21 protein-coding genes are annotated in these 17,715 nt (G+C 71.1%); 4 read left to right on the top strand and 17 right to left on the bottom strand.

What is annotated here, in order from left to right:
• Positions 1–16 precede the first annotated feature (16 nt).
• The gene (locus tag GA707_RS05060; RefSeq protein WP_152177322.1) at positions 17–556 is read left to right on the top strand and encodes a type 1 glutamine amidotransferase domain-containing protein; all 540 of its coding nucleotides are present in this window, start codon (positions 17–19) and stop codon (positions 554–556) included.
• On the opposite strand, the gene GA707_RS05065 is transcribed toward GA707_RS05060, so the two are convergent.
• Genes GA707_RS05065 through GA707_RS05075 form a run of 3 tightly spaced genes read right to left on the bottom strand, consistent with a single transcriptional unit; the run spans position 553 to position 3,006 of the window.
• Complete coding sequence (locus tag GA707_RS05065) at positions 553–1,551, bottom strand: cation diffusion facilitator family transporter (RefSeq protein WP_152177323.1); 999 nt, start codon at positions 1,549–1,551, stop codon at positions 553–555. The genes GA707_RS05060 and GA707_RS05065 overlap by 4 nt on opposite strands.
• A complete protein-coding gene (locus GA707_RS05070; RefSeq protein ID WP_152177324.1) occupies positions 1,548–1,985 on the bottom strand; it encodes an ABC transporter substrate-binding protein in 438 nt (145 codons plus the stop codon). The genes GA707_RS05065 and GA707_RS05070 overlap by 4 nt, the downstream gene beginning before the upstream one ends.
• 10 nt (positions 1,986–1,995) lie before the next feature.
• Complete coding sequence (locus tag GA707_RS05075) at positions 1,996–3,006, bottom strand: beta-propeller fold lactonase family protein (protein WP_152177325.1); 1,011 nt, start codon at positions 3,004–3,006, stop codon at positions 1,996–1,998.
• A gap of 83 nt (positions 3,007–3,089) precedes the next feature.
• Between GA707_RS05075 and GA707_RS05080 the strand changes: the two genes are divergently transcribed.
• Positions 3,090–5,414, top strand: coding sequence for a DUF6351 family protein (locus GA707_RS05080; RefSeq protein WP_152177326.1), 2,325 nt, complete (start codon positions 3,090–3,092; stop codon positions 5,412–5,414).
• Here the strand turns inward: GA707_RS05080 and GA707_RS05085 are convergent.
• Both GA707_RS05085 and GA707_RS05090 read right to left on the bottom strand, forming a co-directional pair.
• A complete protein-coding gene (locus GA707_RS05085) occupies positions 5,375–5,617 on the bottom strand; it encodes a hypothetical protein (RefSeq protein WP_152177327.1) in 243 nt (80 codons plus the stop codon). The two genes, GA707_RS05080 and GA707_RS05085, sit on opposite strands and share 40 nt — an antisense overlap.
• Entirely contained in the window at positions 5,614–6,120 is a 507-nt protein-coding gene (locus tag GA707_RS05090) for a DUF6036 family nucleotidyltransferase (protein WP_152177328.1), read from the bottom strand. The genes GA707_RS05085 and GA707_RS05090 overlap by 4 nt, the downstream gene beginning before the upstream one ends.
• 38 nt (positions 6,121–6,158) lie before the next feature.
• Here GA707_RS05090 and GA707_RS05095 point away from each other — a divergent pair, with 38 nt between their 5' ends.
• Positions 6,159–6,869, top strand: coding sequence for a B3/4 domain-containing protein (locus GA707_RS05095; RefSeq protein WP_152177329.1), 711 nt, complete (start codon positions 6,159–6,161; stop codon positions 6,867–6,869).
• A gap of 14 nt (positions 6,870–6,883) precedes the next feature.
• Here GA707_RS05095 and GA707_RS05100 read toward each other — a convergent pair whose 3' ends face one another.
• Together GA707_RS05100 and GA707_RS05105 are read right to left on the bottom strand one after the other, a co-directional pair.
• Positions 6,884–7,378, bottom strand: a complete 495-nt coding sequence (locus GA707_RS05100; protein ID WP_152177330.1) for a PPOX class F420-dependent oxidoreductase — start codon at positions 7,376–7,378, stop codon at positions 6,884–6,886.
• Positions 7,375–8,214, bottom strand: a complete 840-nt coding sequence (locus tag GA707_RS05105; protein ID WP_152177331.1) for a DUF1028 domain-containing protein — start codon at positions 8,212–8,214, stop codon at positions 7,375–7,377. Before GA707_RS05105 ends, GA707_RS05100 begins: the two co-directional genes overlap by 4 nt.
• Before the next feature lie 82 nt (positions 8,215–8,296).
• On the opposite strand from GA707_RS05105, the gene GA707_RS05110 reads away from it, so the two are divergent.
• Positions 8,297–8,731 carry a hypothetical protein gene (locus GA707_RS05110; RefSeq protein WP_152177332.1) on the top strand — a complete coding sequence of 145 codons (435 nt, stop codon included), beginning with the start codon at positions 8,297–8,299 and terminating at the stop codon, positions 8,729–8,731.
• Here GA707_RS05110 and trxA read toward each other — a convergent pair.
• The 10 genes from trxA to GA707_RS05160 form a co-directional block, all read right to left on the bottom strand.
• A complete protein-coding gene (trxA, locus tag GA707_RS21705) occupies positions 8,724–9,434 on the bottom strand; it encodes a thioredoxin (RefSeq protein ID WP_152177333.1) in 711 nt (236 codons plus the stop codon). The genes GA707_RS05110 and trxA overlap by 8 nt on opposite strands.
• A gap of 63 nt (positions 9,435–9,497) precedes the next feature.
• Positions 9,498–10,547 (bottom strand): alpha/beta fold hydrolase, encoded by a 1,050-nt coding sequence (locus tag GA707_RS05120; protein WP_152177334.1) that lies wholly within the window; start codon positions 10,545–10,547, stop codon positions 9,498–9,500.
• Positions 10,544–11,422: an alpha/beta fold hydrolase gene (locus GA707_RS05125; protein ID WP_152177335.1), complete on the bottom strand. Its 879-nt coding sequence runs from the start codon at positions 11,420–11,422 to the stop codon at positions 10,544–10,546. The genes GA707_RS05120 and GA707_RS05125 overlap by 4 nt, the downstream gene beginning before the upstream one ends.
• Positions 11,419–12,165 (bottom strand): 3-hydroxybutyrate dehydrogenase, encoded by a 747-nt coding sequence (locus tag GA707_RS05130; protein ID WP_152177336.1) that lies wholly within the window; start codon positions 12,163–12,165, stop codon positions 11,419–11,421. Before GA707_RS05130 ends, GA707_RS05125 begins: the two co-directional genes overlap by 4 nt.
• The gene (locus tag GA707_RS05135) at positions 12,162–12,794 is read right to left on the bottom strand and encodes a TetR/AcrR family transcriptional regulator (protein ID WP_152177337.1); all 633 of its coding nucleotides are present in this window, start codon (positions 12,792–12,794) and stop codon (positions 12,162–12,164) included. Before GA707_RS05135 ends, GA707_RS05130 begins: the two co-directional genes overlap by 4 nt.
• Positions 12,791–14,329: a class I adenylate-forming enzyme family protein gene (locus tag GA707_RS05140; RefSeq protein ID WP_152177338.1), complete on the bottom strand. Its 1,539-nt coding sequence runs from the start codon at positions 14,327–14,329 to the stop codon at positions 12,791–12,793. Before GA707_RS05140 ends, GA707_RS05135 begins: the two co-directional genes overlap by 4 nt.
• Positions 14,319–15,395, bottom strand: coding sequence for a branched-chain amino acid ABC transporter permease (locus GA707_RS05145; RefSeq protein ID WP_152177339.1), 1,077 nt, complete (start codon positions 15,393–15,395; stop codon positions 14,319–14,321). The genes GA707_RS05140 and GA707_RS05145 overlap by 11 nt, the downstream gene beginning before the upstream one ends.
• Positions 15,395–16,270, bottom strand: coding sequence for a branched-chain amino acid ABC transporter permease (locus GA707_RS05150; RefSeq protein ID WP_152177340.1), 876 nt, complete (start codon positions 16,268–16,270; stop codon positions 15,395–15,397). Before GA707_RS05150 ends, GA707_RS05145 begins: the two co-directional genes overlap by 1 nt.
• Complete coding sequence (locus GA707_RS05155; RefSeq protein ID WP_152177341.1) at positions 16,267–16,962, bottom strand: ABC transporter ATP-binding protein; 696 nt, start codon at positions 16,960–16,962, stop codon at positions 16,267–16,269. Before GA707_RS05155 ends, GA707_RS05150 begins: the two co-directional genes overlap by 4 nt.
• Entirely contained in the window at positions 16,959–17,714 is a 756-nt protein-coding gene (locus GA707_RS05160) for an ABC transporter ATP-binding protein (protein WP_152177342.1), read from the bottom strand. Before GA707_RS05160 ends, GA707_RS05155 begins: the two co-directional genes overlap by 4 nt.
• Between the last annotated feature and the right edge of the window lies 1 nt (position 17,715).

Genomic DNA, 17,715 nt, shown 5'->3' on the forward strand with positions numbered 1-17,715 from the left:
CACAAGGAGAGACACCATGAGCAAGACCATTGCCTTCCTCGTCGCGCACGAGGGCATCGAGCAGGTCGAGCTGACCGAGCCCTGGAAGGCCGTGACCGACGCCGGTCATCAGGCCGTCCTGGTCAGCCCGAAGTCCGGCGAGGTGCAGATGTTCGAGCACCTCGACAAGGCCGACACGAAGGCCGTCGACAAGACCGTCTCCGAGGTCTCGGCCTCGGACTTCGACGCACTCGTCCTGCCGGGCGGCGTCGCCAACCCGGACGCCCTGCGGATGGACGAGGGCGCGGTCGCCCTCGTCAAGGAGTTCATCGCCTCGGGTCGACCGGTCGCGGCGATCTGTCACGCCCCGTGGACGCTCGTCGAGGCCGACGTCCTCTCGGGGAGGACGCTGACCTCCTGGCCGAGCCTGCAGACCGACATCCGCAACGCCGGTGGGGAGTGGGTCGACGAGCGCGTCGTCGTCGACGGCAACCTCATCACCAGCCGCAACCCGGACGACCTGCCGGCGTTCTGCTCGGCGCTGGTCGAGGCCCTCGAGCACGGAGCCGCCGCCTAAGGAGTCTCGAGCCCTCGCGGGGTCGAGCGGACACCCTCGGGCAGGACGCTCACCGGCGCCACGACGACGTCGTCGAGCTTCCAGTCCAGGGCCTTGATCGACTCCGCGAGGGACTCCAGACGCTCCACCTCGGGCACGCCGACCGGCACGACGAAGACCTCGGTGTGGAAGACGTGCCCCTCGTCGCGCACCCGGCAGGCCACCTCCCCCACCCACCCCTCGTCGCGAGCTGCGTGCAGCACCTCGTCGATGACGGGGTGCGTATCGCCGTCGTCGAAGGTGCGCGCCTCGCCGTCGAGGAGGTCCTCGGTCGCGCCCTTGAGCTGGCGGATGCCGTCGCGCAGGATGCTCAGCGAGATGACCATGGCGGCGGCACCGTCGGCCCACCACAGGCCCATCCCGATCCCGAGGATGCCGAGGATCGCCGAGCCCGCGGTCATCCAGTCGGCCTTGTTCATGTCCGCGTCGGCGTACAGGACCTTGTCGTGCAGCCCTTGGGCCAGCGGCAGCTTGAGGCGACCGAGGATGACCGGCCCGACCCCCGCATACACCAGGACGGCGATCATCAACCAGCCCGACCAGACGGTCTGACCGAAGAGGTGGACCGTGCCGATCGGGGGGTGCTCGCCCTTGAGGAGCCCTGAACCGGAGTCGTAGACGAGGAACAGTCCCATCGACAGCAGCGCCACCGCCGCTGCGAGGTGGCCGGCGCCCACGGATCGGTGGTGGCCGTAGGGATGGCGCACCGACGGGGGACGGCGCGCCCGGTGCACCGCGACGAGGAACGCGATGGGCGGGATGAGCGAGAGGAGATCCTCGGCCCAGGCCGCCTTCATCGCCTGGCTGGATCCCATGACGAGATAGACCAGGACGATGACGGTGGTCATGTAGGCGAGGCCGCCGTACTGGATCCGCTTGGCCCGCTGGAGCATGTCGTGCTGCTCCTGAGGGAGCGTCGTGTGCCCGAACCTGGCGGGCGCGGCCGGGCCGGTCATGGCGTGACCTCGTCGAGGTAGGTCTCGACCCGTGCCAGCATGGCGTTCTCGCCGAGCGGCACCGCGAGGACGTGCTTGACGGTCTCCCCCGCCTCGGTCGACTCGGCGTAGGCCCGGGTGATCGACACCTTGTCCGACCACGGTGAGTCGGCGTGCAGCCCTCCGATGAGCAGGTCCAGCTCGCCGCGCTCCATCGCGCCGACCAGGGTCGTCTCGCCGCCCCGGGTGAGCTGCACCCGCGCACCCAGTTCCGCCGCAAGGCCGCGGGCGAGGTCCTCCTCGAGCGCGGTGCGGTCGCTCGGCGAGGCGCCCACCCGGAGCAGGCCCTCGCGCTCGACCCGGTCCAGGGTGCCGTCGGGGTCCTCGGGCATCGACCCACAGCCAGCCGCGAGGAGGGCGATGGCTACGAAAGCGCTGGTCAGGCGGGTGCGCATACTCCGGACACTAGACCCACCTGACCCAGTTCGCACCCTCCCCGATCTGGACGCGGTCGAGCTGCTCGAGCCGGCCGTCGTCGTCGAGCTCGAGCAGCTGGGCGAAGGTCGACTCCTCGCCCACCGCGACGACGAACCGGCCGTCGTGGCTGACGCCGAACCCGCGGGGAACGGCCTCGGTGTCGACGTAGCCGACGATGTCACCGAGCCGGCCGCGCTCGTTCAGGCGGATGACCGTCAGCCGTGACGAGTTGCGCTCCGACGTGATGAGGAAGTCGCGGGCGCGGTGCACATCCGCCCCCCAGATCAACGGCTCCTCCTGGGGGTCCGCCCCCAGCTCGCTGTGCTCGAGGCCCGCCGTGGGATCGACGGCGTCGACCGCCTCGGCCTCCGTGAGCCTTCCGCGGGAGTCGACGTCGTAGCGGATCGCGCGTCCGGAGAACTCCGTCATGACGTAGGCGTTCGACCCGTCGACGATCAGGTGCCGGGGTCCGCAGCCCTTGGGCGCGACGACGGTCGGCGGGTCGAGCGGGGACAGCCGGCCGTCCTGGTCCAGCTCGAACTGGGCGAGCAGGTCGTCGCCCAGGGCCACCGCATACACCCGGTCGCGGTCCGCAACGATGCTGTGCAGGTTCTTGTACTCGAACCGGGAGTGGGGCTCACCGAGCCGGCCGCCTTCGACGGGCCAGACCGCACCGAAGCCGCCGCCGTAGGACGCACCGAGGAGCGCCCGGCCGCCGGCGGCGAGGAAGAGGTAGGTGAGCGAGTCGGTCACGGCCGTCCGCGACACCTCCGACAGAGCGCCGCTCTCGCGGTCCAGTCGCAGTGTGCAGATGCCCGGAGGGTCGCCCTTGTAGGCCGCGTAGACCAGATCACGGTCGGCGTCGATGGCGAAGGTTCCGCAGTCCGGCAGGTCGCCCGACGTCGCGAGCACCTCGAGACGCGGCCGCGGCTCGCGATGGAGTCGCAGCGTGCTGATCGTGCCGTCGCCGGCGTTGGCGATGAGGAGGAGTTCGCTCATCGACCAAGGCTATCGACCTTCCAACGCGCGGACCTGCGCCGATGTCGCTAGGGTGACGGGCACCCGGATCTGGAGGCTCGACGATGAGATTCCCGAGAACAGTCCTGCTGGTGGTCGCCGCGATGCTGGCGAGCCTGGTGCCGATGGCCGCGAGCGCGGCGCCCGGCGGACCGCCGGATCGCGGGTCGGGCGGATGGTCGATCGAGGTGATGTCGTCGCCGGCCGAGTACGTCTCCGGGGGCGACGCCCGCCTGCGGATCTCCCTCCCGCCGGGCCAGATCGACAAGGCACGGGTCTCGGTCGAGGGCCGTGACGTCACAAGCGCCTTCGCGCCGATCGACGAGCGCACGCTCGAAGGCGTGGTCGACGGCCTGGAGCTCGGTGAGAACACCGTCGAGGTCGGCCTCGACCGGGGTCGGGCACCCGCCCGCGCGGCCGTCACGCTGACGAACCACCCGATCACCGGACCGATGTTCTCCGGACCGCACCAGACGCCGTTCCTCTGCGCCACCGACGGCCATCGCGGCAACGCCGAGCTCGGACCCGTGCTCGACGACGACTGCTCCATCGAGCGGGTCGTCTCGTTCAAGTACCGCACGACCGGCGGCGCCTGGGCCGACTACGTTCCCGGCTCGGAGCCGGAGGACATGGCGACCACGACCACGATCGACGGACGGACCGTCGACTACGTCATCCGGTGGGAGCGGGGGACCGTCAACCGGTTCATCTACTCGATCGCGATGCTCTCGCCGGACAGCCAGGACGTCGACGACCCGGACCTGTCGGCCTGGAACGACCGCCTGATCTACTCATTCCAGGGTGGAGTGGGCATCGGCCATTACCAGGGCAACCCGTCCCGCGGTTCCATGCTGCTCGAGTACGGTCTGGGCGCCGGGTATGCGGTGGCGTACTCCAGCGGGAACCGCACCGACACCCACTACAACCTCGAGCTCGGCGGCGAGACGGCGATCATGGTCAAGGACCGCTTCGTCACCGCCTACGGCGTACCGGACTACACGGTCGGGATCGGCGCCTCCGGCGGTGCGATCCAGCAGTACGTCTACGGGCAGAACCACCCGGGCCTCATCGACGCGGCGATCCCGGTCCAGTCCTACCCCGACATGATCACGCAGGTGATCCACGTGGGTGACTGCGAGCTGCTCGAGCGCTGGGTCGACACCCAGATCCTCGGCGGTGGAGACCCCAAGTGGCGGGACTGGACGAACCGCTCGCTGCTCGAGGGGCTCAACGCCAGCAACACGGTCGAGAACAGCTTCGGCGCGGCGATGCCGCCGGCACCGCTGTATCCATCGGGCTCCTCCGAGTGCATCGAGGGCTGGCGCGGCCTGAGCCCACTCGTGCTCAACCCGCACTTCGGCACTGCACCCGGAGTCACCCCGGAGCAGCAGGCCTCGACCGACTGGACGCACTTCCAGGACGCCGTGAACATCTACGGCGTCGGTGCGGACGGCTACGCCAACCGGGTGTGGGACAACGTAGGCGTGCAGTACGGGCTGCAGTCGTTGGTCGAGGGCGAGATCACCGTCGCCGAGTTCCTCGACGTCAACGCCAACGCCGGGTCGTGGAAGAACGAGCCGGAGATGGTCCAGGAGCGGTGTCCGTTCATCTCGGCGCTCTGTCCCCAGCCCTCCGACCTGGCTGGGCTCGACCCGGTGCCGGACATCTGGCCGAACCTCATCGACCCCTGGTCGTGGAACAACATGGCGTTGTCCCCTGACGGCGGCGCCACCCCGGCTCCCCGGGTCGAGGCCGATCCGGATGCCGTCGAAGCGGCATACGAGCGTGGTCTGGTCTTCCGCGGCGACATGCCGATCCCGACCGTCGACTGGCGGCCTTACCTCGAGCACGTCCTCGACATGCACAACTCGGTTCAGTCCTTCGTCACCCGACAACGGATGACCGACTTCGCCGGCCACGCCGACAACCAGGTCATCTGGTTCTCCGCAGCCGACGAGCAGGGCGACTTCGTCAATGCCGCCCCGATGGCCTTCGAGCTCATCGACCGGTGGATGGCCAACATCGAGAACCGTCCGCAGCGCGGCGTCGTGGCGAACAAGCCGGCCGACGCCGTGGATGCGTGCTTCGACGTCGACGGCGAGCTCATCCACCGCGGCGCCGACGCGTGGCACGGGATCCTCGACGACCGACCCGACGGCCCGTGCACCGAGGCGTTCCCGGTCTACTCGACGTCGCGGATCATCGCCGGCGGCCCGATCACCGGTGACGTCTTCACGTGCCAGCTCCAGGACGTCGACGATGCGATCAGCCGAGGCGTCTACGGCGACGTGACCTTCACCGCCGCTGAGCGCGACCGGTTGGGCGAGATCTTCCCGGACGGCGTGTGCGACTACAGCAGGGGGGACGCGCGACGCCCCGCCTCGCTCTGAGGGACGTCCCAGGAGTCCGCCGCCGCCTGGCGGCGGGCCCGGTCAGCGTCGAGCGCACCGGTCGCGAGCGCGAGGTCGAGTGACTCCTCAAGCCACTCGATCCGCTGCGCGGGGGTCATCCGGGCTCGGGACCGGGCCGCAGCGGGACCGTCGGAGGTGCCGCTCCAGTCGAGATCGTTGAGCGCGACGGGATGCTTCGTCATGACCTGTCGAGTCTAAGGCCGGGGTGGATCCGCTGGAGAGCCGCGATGTCCGCCCTGTCCTGCTCCCTCCCGGCGATCCGCTTCATCGCCACGAGATGGTTCAGCGACACGACCCGCACCGCCAGCCCCGCGACGTCGACGACGACGGACTCGCGCCACAGGTCCTCGAACGCGATCGGAGGGTGAGCGAACAGGTCCACCTCGCGACGGGCGTCCGAGGGGTCGTGCATCGTGAAGGCGATGAGGTTGCGGTCCCGCACCCAGGACTCGCGCACCTCCTCGTCGGCGAAATCCGACGCCGGCACCGGCAGACGGGGCCGGAGCCCGAGCCCGCCCAGGACCTCCAGCGCACGTTCGACGTTCTCGCGACGCAGGTCGAGCGCGATGTCCAGGTCGACGGTCGTGCGAACGTGCCCGTGCAGGACCACCGCGACGCCACCCGCGACGACATACGCCACCCCGGCCTCCTCCAAGGCGGCGGCGACGTCTTGCAGGAGGGGCACGACACAAGCCTAGGCGGGCGTCCTGCTTGAATGCGGTGATGACCGAGACCCCGAGCCATCACCTCGATTCGGCCACGGTCGACGACAGCGTCTTCGGCCTGCGCCCCGACTACCGTGCCCTGCTCATCGCGGTGACCGGGATCGAGCCGGGGCCGGGGGACGAACACAGCGAGGCGCTCCTGCTCGAGGCCGAGCGGGCCGCCCGCCAGACCCTCTCGTCCCGACCGCTCGAGCAGGTGCCGCACGTCGCGGCCTGGCGCGACGCATACCGGGCCTTCGGAGCCAAGCCGCAGCGGACCCGCAACAGTCTCGAGGCGCTGCTGCGGCGAGCGCCCGATGGGCTGCCCCGGGTCAACAGGCTCACCGACATCTACAACGCGATCTCGGTCCTCCATCTCATCCCGCTCGGCGGCGAGGACCTCGACCGCTACGACGGTCCGCCGCGACTGACCCGCGCCACCGGTGAGGAGCCCTTCGACACGATGACCTCCGGCGAGACGGTCGTCGAGCATCCCGAGCCGGGCGAGGTGGTGTGGTGCGACGATGCCGGGGTGACGTGCCGGCGGTGGAACTGGCGCCAGGCCCGGCGCACCCGGCTGCACGACGGCACGACGACCGCCCTGTTCATCCTCGACGCACTCGACCCGATGACCGACGCCGACCTCGAGGCCACCGCCGCGGACCTGATCGCACACCTGCGGCGGCTCGGGCCGACCGTGCGATCCGAGCAGCGACTGCTCCGCCGCTGAACCGCCGAGGCTCGCTACTCGTCCTCGAACAGCTCCGGCGGGAACCCACCGGTCGCGATCGGACCCCATCGGGTGGGGCGCACGCGGATGAGCGACTTGCCCTGGTCGGCCATCGCCTGGCGATACTCGTCCCAGTCGGGATGTTCGCCGCTGATGGCGCGGAAGTACTCGACGAGGCCGTCCGCGGCCTCGGGCATGTCGACGACCTCGGCGTCGCCGTCGATCTGCACCCAGGCGCCGTCGAAACCGCTCATGACGAGGACCGAGACGTGCGGGTCGCGCCGGATGTTGCGGACCTTCGCCCGCTGTGGATAGGTCGAGACGAGCACCTCCCCGGCCGCGGTGACGACCCCGGTGACGAGGCTGAGCTGCGGCCGGCCGTCGCGCCGGGTCGTGGCCAGGACGAGCTGGTGCTTGCGCGCGCTGAACTCGACGAGGCCCTCGAGGTCGACCGAGCGGTTCGTGGCGATGGACTGCGCGCGGCGGTCGCTGCGCGGGATCTTCTTCACCGGACCACACCTCCTTCCCGCCTGAGCTCCTCGAGCACGCGTGCGTCGATGCCCCCCGGCGAGAGCCGCGTCTCGAGGTTGACCTCGCCCATCCAGGCCTCGAGGTCGGCCTCGACCGTGTCCTCACCGGTGCGGCGGCCGAGCCGGTCGAGGAGCATCCGCACCTCGGCACGCAGCTCGCCGTCGAGCGACCGGACCCCTTCGGGTGCGCCGAAGTACAACGTGTGGAGCTCATGCACCCGCGCCAGCTCGGCCGGTGCGTCGGGATGGTCGTCGACGCGCAGGTCGGCGAGGATCCCCGACCGGTCGTAGCCGGCACCGGGAGCCCGGGCGAGGAGCGCCGCCGACTGCCGGCCGCGCGAGTCGCCACCGGCGGCGTCCCCGGCGAGCAGCGCATCGAGCAGCCGGTGGTCGAGGGGTCGCCCGGCGCTCGCGAGCCAGGCCCGCTCCATCTCGTCGACCACCTCGGGTCCGGTGAGGATGTTCCCCTGGATGGCGTATGCGGTGGTCCCGTCCCCGCCGGTCCGCCCGCCCGCCCAGGGCACGCACTCGGAACCGGTGTGCGTCGCCGCTCCGTCGACGCCCACGACGCCGAGCTGCCGGTGCTCCCGACCCTCGTCGGCGGCCAGGGCGGCTGCGAGCGCGGCGGGTGCCGGCGAGCCGGACGACAGCGCGTCGAGCACCTCGGCCCGGTAGGCGTACCGTCCCCACGCCTGGGTGGCGACAGCACCGGTCCCCGCCCGCACCTCGGGCACGATCGAGCCGACCGAGAGGAACTTGCTCGCGACGGCGACGCCCCAGGCGGCACCGTCGCGGGCGACGATCGAGAAGGTCATGGATCACACACTAAGACTGTGAGCGGCGGCATTGACGGCGATTCGGGCCAGGTGTAGTCCGAAGGTGAGGAGGTGCGAAGAGATGACAACCACCCACCACAACGGTCGCCACATCGCGACCCCCGCGACCTCCGTTCCGATGGATCCCCTACGCACCCTCACGGTCGTGCTGCTCGCGGCCGTGGCGGTCCTGTACGCCGTCGTGTTCGCGGTCCAGCTTCCGCACCTGAGTGAGCCGGACAACCCGGCCCCGATCTACGCCGTGCTGGCCCTGGGCTACCTCGCCCTCGCGGTCACCGCCGCACGGGTCGACACGCTTCGCCTGATCTGGGTTCTCATCGGCATCCAGGTGCTGGTCGTCGCGCTGTTCGGCTGGTCCGTAGGGATGCTCTACCGCGAAGGGGACGAGGCGTTCATCCTCGACATGCAGTGGCTCGCGGTCGCGGTCACGCTGCTCCAGGTGATCCTCATCGGGGTCCTGGCCTACCGCGGCGTCAAGGCGCGAGCGGTCAGCTGACGGCGGCGTCGGTGGCCGTCGGCAAGGGGCCGACGACGATCTCGTGGCCCTCGTCGGACCATTGCGAGGTCCCGCCCATGACGGAGTAGGCCTCCACGCCGGCCCGGCGGAGAAGCTGCGTCGAGGACTGGCTGCGGTTGCCCGTCGCGCAGATGACGTAGACCGGCTCGTCCGTCGGCAGCTCGGCGGCGCGCTCGGCCACCTGACGCATCGGCATCAGGACCGCACCCGGCACATGGCCGGCGCGGTACTCCATCGGCTCCCGGACGTCGACGACCGTGCGGCCCTCGGCGTGTGCGGCGACGAAGTCGGCCTGGGACACCTCGAGGGGCTTGTCCTGCAGCGCCCGCATGGCGTCGACCTTGGCGTGGATCTCGGGCATGTCCAGGGCCTTGACCTGCTCGATGACCTGTTCGAGCGAGGAGGCCGGCAGTGCGCCCGGCTGGTTGAAGACGAGCACACCCTCGCGGAAGACCATGAGGGTCGGGATCGACGTGATGCCTGCGGCACCCGCGAGGCCCTGCTCGGCCTCGGTGTCGACCTTGCCGAACACGACGTCGGGGTGCTTCTCCGACGCCGCCTCGTAGACCGGGGCGAACTGGCGGCACGGGCCGCACCACGCGGCCCAGAAGTCGACGAGGACGATGTCCTCCTCGGTGACGGTCTTCTCGAACTCGGCCTGGGTGAGGTCGCGGGTGGCCACGGGGTGTCCTTTCGGCGTGCGGGTCTATATACCCCCTAGGGTATCAGAGCGCACGTCGGGCGGTCACGTCGAGATGTGCGCGAGCAGCGCCGCCCGGAACTCCTCCGGCCGCTCGAGGTGCGCGGAGTGGCCCGCGCCGTCGAGGGCGAGCTCGCGGTATGCGCCACCCGCCTGCGCGTACGCCTCGAGGACGTCACGGGTCTGGGTGACCATCGGCTGGGGCGGGGCGACCTCCTCGCCCGGCCAGCCGGGCACGACGCCGTGCTTGCCGAGGGTGTTCAGGTCGAAGAACGACTCGTCGCCGACGATCGCGTCCGCGGTGCCGTGCACCCACAGGACCGGCGGCTTCGGGTCGACGTCGACGATCCCGCTGACGTCGAAGTGCACCGGACTCATCGTGTTGAGCACGCCGCGGTCGCCCGCCGCGAACCCGGGCCAGGAGTCCGACGCCCGCGCGTCGCCCGGGTAGTTGCCCTCGCCGGTCGCCGTCGTGAGCATCGAGGTGACCCACACGTCCTCGTGCTCGCTCGTGAAGCCCGGTGCCACGTACGTGCCGCGGTAGACCTGGACCGGGCAGGTCGGGGCCTCGTCCGAGCGGTCCCCGGCGGCCAGCCGTGCGACGAAGTCGGGGTTGGCTCCGCCGCCGCCGGTCCCGGCACCGTCGGCGGTGAGCAGCGAGCCGTCCCGACGCGTCCCGCCGAACCCGTAGGGCGAGACCGGCGAGACGAGGGTGAGCGATGCGACGAGCTCCGGCCGGTCGAGGAGCAGCTGCATCGCCACTCCGCCGCCCATCGACCATCCCACGACGTGGGCCCGGCCGATCCCCATGGCGTCGAGGACGGCGGCGACATCGTCGGAGAAGTCGCGCACCCCACGGGTCGCGTCGACCGGCGCGGTCTCGCTCTCACCGAACCCGCGAAGGTCGATCGCGACCGACCGCACCGGCAGCTCGAGCATCGTCGGCTGCCAGAACAGCGACGAGGAGACGTTGCCGTGGATGAAGACGACCGGGGTGTCGTCTCCGCCGTCCACGCGACCGTCGCGCTCGAGCACATGCGCGTCGTAGCGGTCAGTGCGGACACGGGTGCTGCTGATGCCGGGGAAGACGGTCATGCGGGAACCTCCTGGAGGGACTGGATCGCGCGGGCGACGGCCTCGACGCCGGACCCGAGCAGGATCGTGTAGTGGTTGGTGTCGGGGACCTGCTCGACCTGCAGCCCGGGCAGCCGCCCGGTCCACACGGCCAGCCAGTGGGCGTCGTAGAGCGGCGCCGGCTCGTCGAACAGACCCCGAGGGCTGGTCAGCAGCGCGCGCGGCAGGCCGCGCCGCTCGAGCTCGAGGACGGCCTCGGCGTATCCGTCCCGGCCGTCGAGCTCGACGAGGTTGGTCAGCACCGCGTCGGGGTGAGCGCTCGGCCGCAGCGCACCGTCGATCGGCTGCAGGTCGTAGTCGACGTAGTCCTGGACGACGTCGTTCCAGTACGGCCCGAAGGCCGGGTGCTCGCGCCAGAACTCCCGGTATGCGTCGGCCGAGTCGAACGTGCGGCGCAGCCGCTCGATGGCCGGGCCGAGCAGATCCTCCGGACGTGCGTCCGGCGGCGGCGGACGCAGCGGAAGGCCCCCGTCGACGAGCACCAGGGCGGCGACCCGGTCGGGGTGCCGCTCAGCCAGGCGCGTCGCGACGAAGGCGCCCATCGAGTGGCCCACCGCGAGCACTCTTTCGACCCCCAGCGCATCGAGCGCGCGGGCGGCGTCATCGGCGTGCTGGACGAGGTTGTAGGGCGGCGGCAGGTCGCGAGAGCGGCCCCGGCCGCGGGAGTCGAGCGCGATGAGGGGCACGTCGAGGCGGTCGGCGAGTCCCGCATACGAGCGGTGGTTGGCGGTGATGCCGCTCAGGCCGAGGATGGGTCGCCCGGTCGCACCCTCGTGCCAGAGGGTGCCCGCGAGGGCGCCGCCCTCGACGGCGGCGGACAGCGGTCGCTCCGTCATCGCGCGCTCCACCCGCCGTCCATCGTGTAGCTCGCGCCGGTGACCATGCCGGCGTCGTCGGAGGCGAGCCAGCAGGCCAGGGAGGCGACCTCGGCGGGCTCGATGAGCCGCTTGACCGCGGACTCGGTGAGCATGACGCGCTCGACGACCTCGGACTCCGGGATGCCGTGCACGACCGCCTGGTCGGTGATCTGCTTCTCCACCAGGGGGGTGCGCACATAGGCGGGGTTGATGCAGTTGCTCGTCACGCCCTGCGGCCCGCCTTCGAGTGCCGTGACCTTGGACAGGCCCTCCAGACCGTGCTTCGCCGAGACGTAGGCCGACTTGAAGGCCGACGCCCGCAGGCCGTGCACGCTCGAGACGTTGATGATGCGGCCCCAGCCGCGCACGTACATCGACGGCAGCACGGCGCGAACGAGGAGGAACGGCGCCTCGAGCATGATCCGGTGGATCCGGCGGAAAACCTCCGGGTCGTACTCGTGGATCGGGCGGACCTGCTGCAGGCCCGCGTTGTTGACGAGGATGTCGGCGTTCAGGGTCAGGTCGTCCAGGGACGCGGTGTCGTCGAGGTCGACGACCCAGGCCTCGCCGCCGATCGCGTCGGCCACGACGGAGGCGGCGACGGCGTCGCGGTCGGCGACCGTCACCCGCGCGCCGCGCTCGGCGAAGGCCTCGCAGATGGCCCGGCCGATGCCGCTCGCCCCGCCTGTCACGATCGCATGGCGGCCGTCCAGCGTGCTCATGAGTTCTCCTTGTCCGTGAGGGGATCGTCGCTCGCGCCGGTCCCGAGCCCGCGCTGGATGAAGCGCATCATCTCGTCGAGGACCTCGTCCGGCACCTCACCGGCCGATCCCTCCCAGAGGATCCACCGCATACCGATCAGCTCGCCGATGCCCATGAGCGCCCACGCGGCCACCTGCGGGTCGACGCCGGCGTCGATGTCACCGGCCGCGCGCGCGGTCTCCAGTCCGGTCGCGTAGCCCTCGACGATGCGCGTGTAGTGCCGCCGCATCGCCTCGGGCGCGACGAACTCGGCCTCGCGGACGATCCGGTAGATCGCCGGGTGCGCGGCGGTGAAACGGAAGAACTCGCGGAAGCCCTCGCGCTCGGACTCGATGCGGTCGGCGCCGCGTTGGGCGCCGGTGCTCATCGCCTGACGGACCCGGCGGTTGAGGTCGTCGACGAGCTCGACGAAGACCTCGTGCTTGGTCGGGTAGTACAAGTAGAAGGTGCCCTGTCCGACGCCCGCCCGGTCGGTGATCCGGGACACCGAGGCGCCCTGGTAGCCGTGCTCGAGGAACACCGCCTCGGCCGCCTCGAGGATGCGCCGCTTGGTCTCCTGGCCGCGGGCGGTCCGCGGCTCGGCGCTCATCGCCGCTCCCCTGCCGCGGACGTCACGTAGGCCTCGGCCAGCTCACGACGGAGCGGCTTGTCGGAGGAGGACCTCGGGATGCGGTCGAGGACGACGATCTCGCGCGGGACCTTGAACCGGGCCAGCCGGTCCTCGGCATGGCGCTCGAGGTCGGCCACGTCCAGTCGGACTCCCGGGCGGAGGACGACCCAGGCGACGGCGCGTTCGCCCCACTGCTCGTCGGGAACGCCCGCGACGACCGCCTCCGAGACGTCCGGGTGGGTCAGCAGGACGGCCTCGACCTCGACGGGCGCCACCATCTCACCGCCGGAGATGAACAGGTCCTTGATCCGGTCCACGATGCGCACCCGACCGTCGGAGTCGAGCTCCGCGAGGTCGCCGGTGCGCAGCCAGCCGTCGACGAAGGCGGCATCGGTCGCCGCCCGGTCGCGCAGGTAGCCGGCCATGACGTTCGGGCCGCGCACGAGCAGCTCTCCGGTGCCGGGGCCGGTCTCGACCCGGCCCGCATCGCTCAGGCGGGCGACCTCGACGAGCGGGTAGGGGAAGCCGACGCTGCCGGCGTGGGTGCGCGCCTCGGCCACGGGCAGGCAGGTGACGTTGGGCGCGGCCTCGCTCAGGCCGTAGCCCTGGGTCAGCGGAACACCGCGGTCGTGCCACAGGTGAAGCAGCGGCACGGGGGCGGGTCCCCCGCCGACGACCGCGACCCGCAGGCTGCTCAGGTCGGTGTGCAGGAACTCGGGGTGCTGGGCCATGAGGAGGTAGTTCGTCGGCACGCCCATCATCGACGTCACGCCGTGCTCCTCGATGAGCCGCAGCGCGCGTCCGGCCTCGAAGCGCCGCTCGAGCACGAGAGTCCCGCCGACCCGCAGGGTCAGCAGGGGCTGCACGTTCCAGCCGCCGACGTGGTACTGCGGCATCACGGCGAGGACGACGTCGGACTCCGAGAACGAGAGCACGCGACCGAGCGACTCGTTGGTCCAGTGGCAGTTCGCGTGGGTGAGGACGACGGCCTTGCTCCGGCCGGTCGTGCCGGAGGTGAGGACGAGCAGCAGCGGGTCGTCGTCGCGGACCGGTCCGCCGCTGGACCCCGGTCGGTCAGCGCTCGGGACGGCCGCCTCCACGCCGACCTCCCCGAGCTCGCAGGACGGTATGCGGCGGTCCAGTCGGTCCAGAGCGCTCCGGGCCGACAGCGCATACGCCGGTTCGGCCACGAGCAGGTCCGGGTCGACCAGGTCGAGCTGCTCGGCGATCTCGCCGGCCGTCAGCCGCCAGGAGATCGGCGCGAGGACCAGTCCCGCCTTGGCGCAGGCGACGAACAGGACGATGTGGTCCACGCTGTTGCCGGAGAGCGTGGCGACGACGGCGCCGCGGCCGTAACCCGCCGTGACCAGACGGTCTGCCAGGGCCGCCGACCGCTCCTCGAGCTGGCGATAGGTCGTGCGCACGCCGCGGTCGATGATCGCCGTGCGAGCACCGTCGACGCGGGCCCGGTCGGTCGTCCAGCGGCCGAGGGTGAGCAGGCCGTCAGTGCGCATGGCTGGATTCTCCACCGCTGCGCACCCGGTGCGCGATGCCCGCGATGCCGCCGGGGAGGAACATCACGATGAGGACGAAGATCGAGCCGAGAATGAAGATCGGCTCCGAGAGGGGGATCCGGAGCACAGCGGGCAGGGAGGCGATGAGGTCCGAGGAGGCGAGGTCGCTCAGCCGCTTGTCGAGCAGGGTGTACACCAGGCCGCCCACGATGGCACCCCAGCGGTAGCCGACGCCGCCGAGGACGACGATGACGAGGAGCGTCAGGGTGAAGTCGGCGGAGGTCACCCGGGGGGTCGTGCCCGACTGGAGCAGGACCATCCCCATCCCCGCGACGGCGGCCAGCACGCCGGCGGCGGTGAAGACGAACAGCCGCACCGTGTAGGGGCGCAGGCCGAGCACCCGCACGCGGAGCTCGTTCTCGCGCGCGGCCGCGGCCACGTGGCCGACGCGGCTGCTCTCGATCCACACCGTCGCGAGGTAGACGAGGACGAGGATCGCGAGGGCGATCCAGTACAGGTTCGCCGAGTTGCGCACCCCGATGAGGACGTCGGGCACCATCGCCGAGGTCACCGACACGCCCTCCTCGCCACCGGTCTGCCCGCCGGTGTTGCGCCGGACGAGGACGTTCATGGCCTGCGCGAAGGCGAGGGTGACCATGGCGAAGCTGATGCCGGTGACCCGCAGCGCGAGTGCTCCCACCGCCGAGGCGATGACGAAGGCGACGACGAGCGTCACGAGGACGGCGATGAGGAGCGCAACGCCGGCCGGAAGCTCTGCGGGGAGGAGTCGGCGCAGCACGATCGCCAGGCCGTAGGCCCCGGCTCCGAAGAACAGCGCGTGGCCGAAGGACAGCATCCCGGCCAGGCCGAAGATCAGGTGGTAGCTCAGCGCGAGCGCGGCGATGAGGAAGCCGTAGGCGAGGATCTGAAGCGTGCCGGGGGTGTAGGTCGCCCCGGGCAGCACCCCCGGCACCGAGAGGTCGAGCCGAGGTAGCAGCGCGGCGAACACGACGAGCAGGACCCCCAGAACGGGGACGACGAACCGGTTGCCGGTGAGGCGGGACATCAGGCTGCCCTCCCGAGGAGTCCGCTGGGCCGCACGAGGAGCACGGCCGCGAGCGCCAGGACGATGATGAGGTCCCCGGTGCCGCCGAGGTAGAAGTTCGCGAGCTGTTGGAGCACCGCGATGAGGACCGAGGCGATGGCCGCTCCGGTGAGCGAGCCGAGGCCGCCGATCACGGTGACGATGAAGGCGTAGATCAGCAGGGACGTCCCCTGGTGGGCCGAGACATTGCCGTAGTAGACGCTCGCGAGCACGCCGCCGAGGCCGGCGGCCGCACCGCCGATCGCGAAGACGATGGTGAAGGCGGTCCGGACGTCGATGCCGAGGGCGGTGACCATCGTCCGGTTCTCGACGCCGGCGCGGATGACGAGGCCGAAGCGGGTGAAACGGAGGAACAGGACGATCGCGAGGAGGACCACGACAGCGACACCGATGAGCAGCCAGATGTGGTTCGGCACCCGGGCACCGACGACCTCGGTGGTCTGCCGCAGCCACGGGACCTTCGTCGTGATGATCGGGTCACTGCCCCAGATGCCCTCGAAGAGTGCGACGGCGGCCAGCCCGATACCGACGGTCACGAGGACCTGTTCGATGTGGCGGTTGTAGAGCCGTCGGATGAAGACGAGCTCGGTGACGATCGCGAACAGCGCCCCCACGAGCATCCCGACGAGCATCGAGACGAGCAGGCCACCCCAGGTGCCGTCGCCGACCCGGCGCCCGACCTCCCAGCCGAGCAGACCGCCGAGGGAGAGAAAGGCGCCGTGCGCGAAGTTGAGCACGTGCATCAGGCCGTAGATGAGCGAGAGCCCGCTGGCGACCAGGAAGTACAGGGCGCCGAGGCCGACGCCGGTGATGAGCAGGAGGACGAGCGTGCTCATGCCGCCACCCCCAGGTGCCGGTGGACCAGGTCCTGGTCGTCGAGGAACTCGAGCGCCGCGCCGCGGTGGACCACTCGACCACCGGAGAGGACGACCACGTCCTGGGCGATCTCGCGGACGACCTGGAGGTTCTGCTCGACGAGGAGCATCGGGGTCTGTTCGGCCGCGGTGCGCAGCACGCGCGTCACCTCTCCGACGAGTCGTGGGGACAGTCCCTTGGTCGGCTCGTCGACGAGGAGCAGCCGGTTGTCGTTCAGCAGCGCCCGCGCCAGGGAGACCATCTGCTGCTGACCACCGGAGAGGGTGCCCGCCCGCTGGCGGGCGCGCTCGCGAAGCTCGGGGAACAGCTCGTCGACGAGCCCGCGATTCGGCGCGGCCTGGCGGGTTGCCAGAGTGAGGTTCTCCTCGACGGTGAGCGAGGCGAACACCTCGCGGTCCTCGGGCACGTAGGCGACGCCCTGTCGCACGATCCGGTCGGTGCGCAGCCGGTCGATCGGGCGACCGTCGAACTCGACGGTCCCGTCGCGCTCGATGATCCCGAGGATCGCCTTGATCGTCGACGACTTGCCGACGCCGTTGCGGCCGAGGAGGGCGGTCACCCCGGTGTCGGCGACGTCCAGCGAGACGTCCTCGACGACCTGCTGGCCGCCGACCCGGGCGCGCAGGCCCTCGACGTGGAGGAGGGCGCTCACACCGCCTCCCCGAGATAGGCGCTCTGGACCGTCGGGTCCGCCATGACCGCCTCTGGGGTGTCGGCGGCGATGAGCTCGCCGTGGTGGAGGACGGCCACCCGGTCGACGAGACCGAGCAGGACCTCCATGTGGTGCTCGACCATGAGCACGGTGCGGCCTCCCTGGTGCAGTCGGCGGATGACCTCGACCAGCCCGGGCACGTCGCCCGAGCCCACGCCGGCCATCGGCTCGTCGAGGAGGATGACTCGCGGCTCGGTCGCGAGGAGCATGGCGATCTCGAGCTTGCGCTTGTCGCCGTGGCTGAGCACCCCGGCGGTCGTGTGCGCATGGTGGTCGAGACCGACCTCGACCAGCCGCTCGTGCGCGACGCCGGTCGCCTCGTCACCCGGGCGGGGGAAGCGGAACGGGCTCGTCGCGGAGCCGATCCTGGCCTGAGCGGCCAGCCGGACGTTCTCGAGCGCGGTGAGCGCCGCGAAGACGCTCGAGGTCTGGAAGGTGCGGCCGAGGCCGAACCCCGCCCGCCCGTGGATGGAGGCCCTCGTCACGTCCACGCCCTCGAGCAGCACGCGGCCGCTCGTCGGCGCCATGACACCGGAGACGATGTTGAACAGCGTCGTCTTGCCGGCCCCGTTGGGGCCGATGACGCCGAGCATCTCGGACTCGGGGACGGTCAGGTCGATGTCGCGCAGGATGGTCGCGCCACCGATCTGCAGTCCGATGCCCTCCAGGGCGAGCGCGGGTCGGTCGGTCACG

The organism is Nostocoides sp. F2B08 (assembly GCF_009184895.1).
Lineage (GTDB): Bacteria > Actinomycetota > Actinomycetes > Actinomycetales > Dermatophilaceae > F2B08.

Bases quoted from the DNA above. Each gene is read 5' to 3' on its own strand.
- GA707_RS05060 (WP_152177322.1), top strand. From the start codon at position 17: ATGAGCAAGACCATTGCCTTCCTCGTCGCGCACGAGGGCATCGAGCAG.
- GA707_RS05065 (WP_152177323.1), bottom strand. From the start codon at position 1,551: ATGACCGGCCCGGCCGCGCCCGCCAGGTTCGGGCACACGACGCTCCCT.
- GA707_RS05070 (WP_152177324.1), bottom strand. From the start codon at position 1,985: ATGCGCACCCGCCTGACCAGCGCTTTCGTAGCCATCGCCCTCCTCGCG.
- GA707_RS05075 (WP_152177325.1), bottom strand. From the start codon at position 3,006: ATGAGCGAACTCCTCCTCATCGCCAACGCCGGCGACGGCACGATCAGC.
- GA707_RS05080 (WP_152177326.1), top strand. From the start codon at position 3,090: ATGAGATTCCCGAGAACAGTCCTGCTGGTGGTCGCCGCGATGCTGGCG.
- GA707_RS05085 (WP_152177327.1), bottom strand. From the start codon at position 5,617: ATGACGAAGCATCCCGTCGCGCTCAACGATCTCGACTGGAGCGGCACC.
- GA707_RS05095 (WP_152177329.1), top strand. From the start codon at position 6,159: ATGACCGAGACCCCGAGCCATCACCTCGATTCGGCCACGGTCGACGAC.
- GA707_RS05105 (WP_152177331.1), bottom strand. From the start codon at position 8,214: ATGACCTTCTCGATCGTCGCCCGCGACGGTGCCGCCTGGGGCGTCGCC.
- GA707_RS05110 (WP_152177332.1), top strand. From the start codon at position 8,297: ATGACAACCACCCACCACAACGGTCGCCACATCGCGACCCCCGCGACC.
- GA707_RS05120 (WP_152177334.1), bottom strand. From the start codon at position 10,547: ATGACCGTCTTCCCCGGCATCAGCAGCACCCGTGTCCGCACTGACCGC.
- GA707_RS05125 (WP_152177335.1), bottom strand. From the start codon at position 11,422: ATGACGGAGCGACCGCTGTCCGCCGCCGTCGAGGGCGGCGCCCTCGCG.
- GA707_RS05130 (WP_152177336.1), bottom strand. From the start codon at position 12,165: ATGAGCACGCTGGACGGCCGCCATGCGATCGTGACAGGCGGGGCGAGC.
- GA707_RS05135 (WP_152177337.1), bottom strand. From the start codon at position 12,794: ATGAGCGCCGAGCCGCGGACCGCCCGCGGCCAGGAGACCAAGCGGCGC.
- GA707_RS05140 (WP_152177338.1), bottom strand. From the start codon at position 14,329: ATGCGCACTGACGGCCTGCTCACCCTCGGCCGCTGGACGACCGACCGG.
- GA707_RS05145 (WP_152177339.1), bottom strand. From the start codon at position 15,395: ATGTCCCGCCTCACCGGCAACCGGTTCGTCGTCCCCGTTCTGGGGGTC.
- GA707_RS05150 (WP_152177340.1), bottom strand. From the start codon at position 16,270: ATGAGCACGCTCGTCCTCCTGCTCATCACCGGCGTCGGCCTCGGCGCC.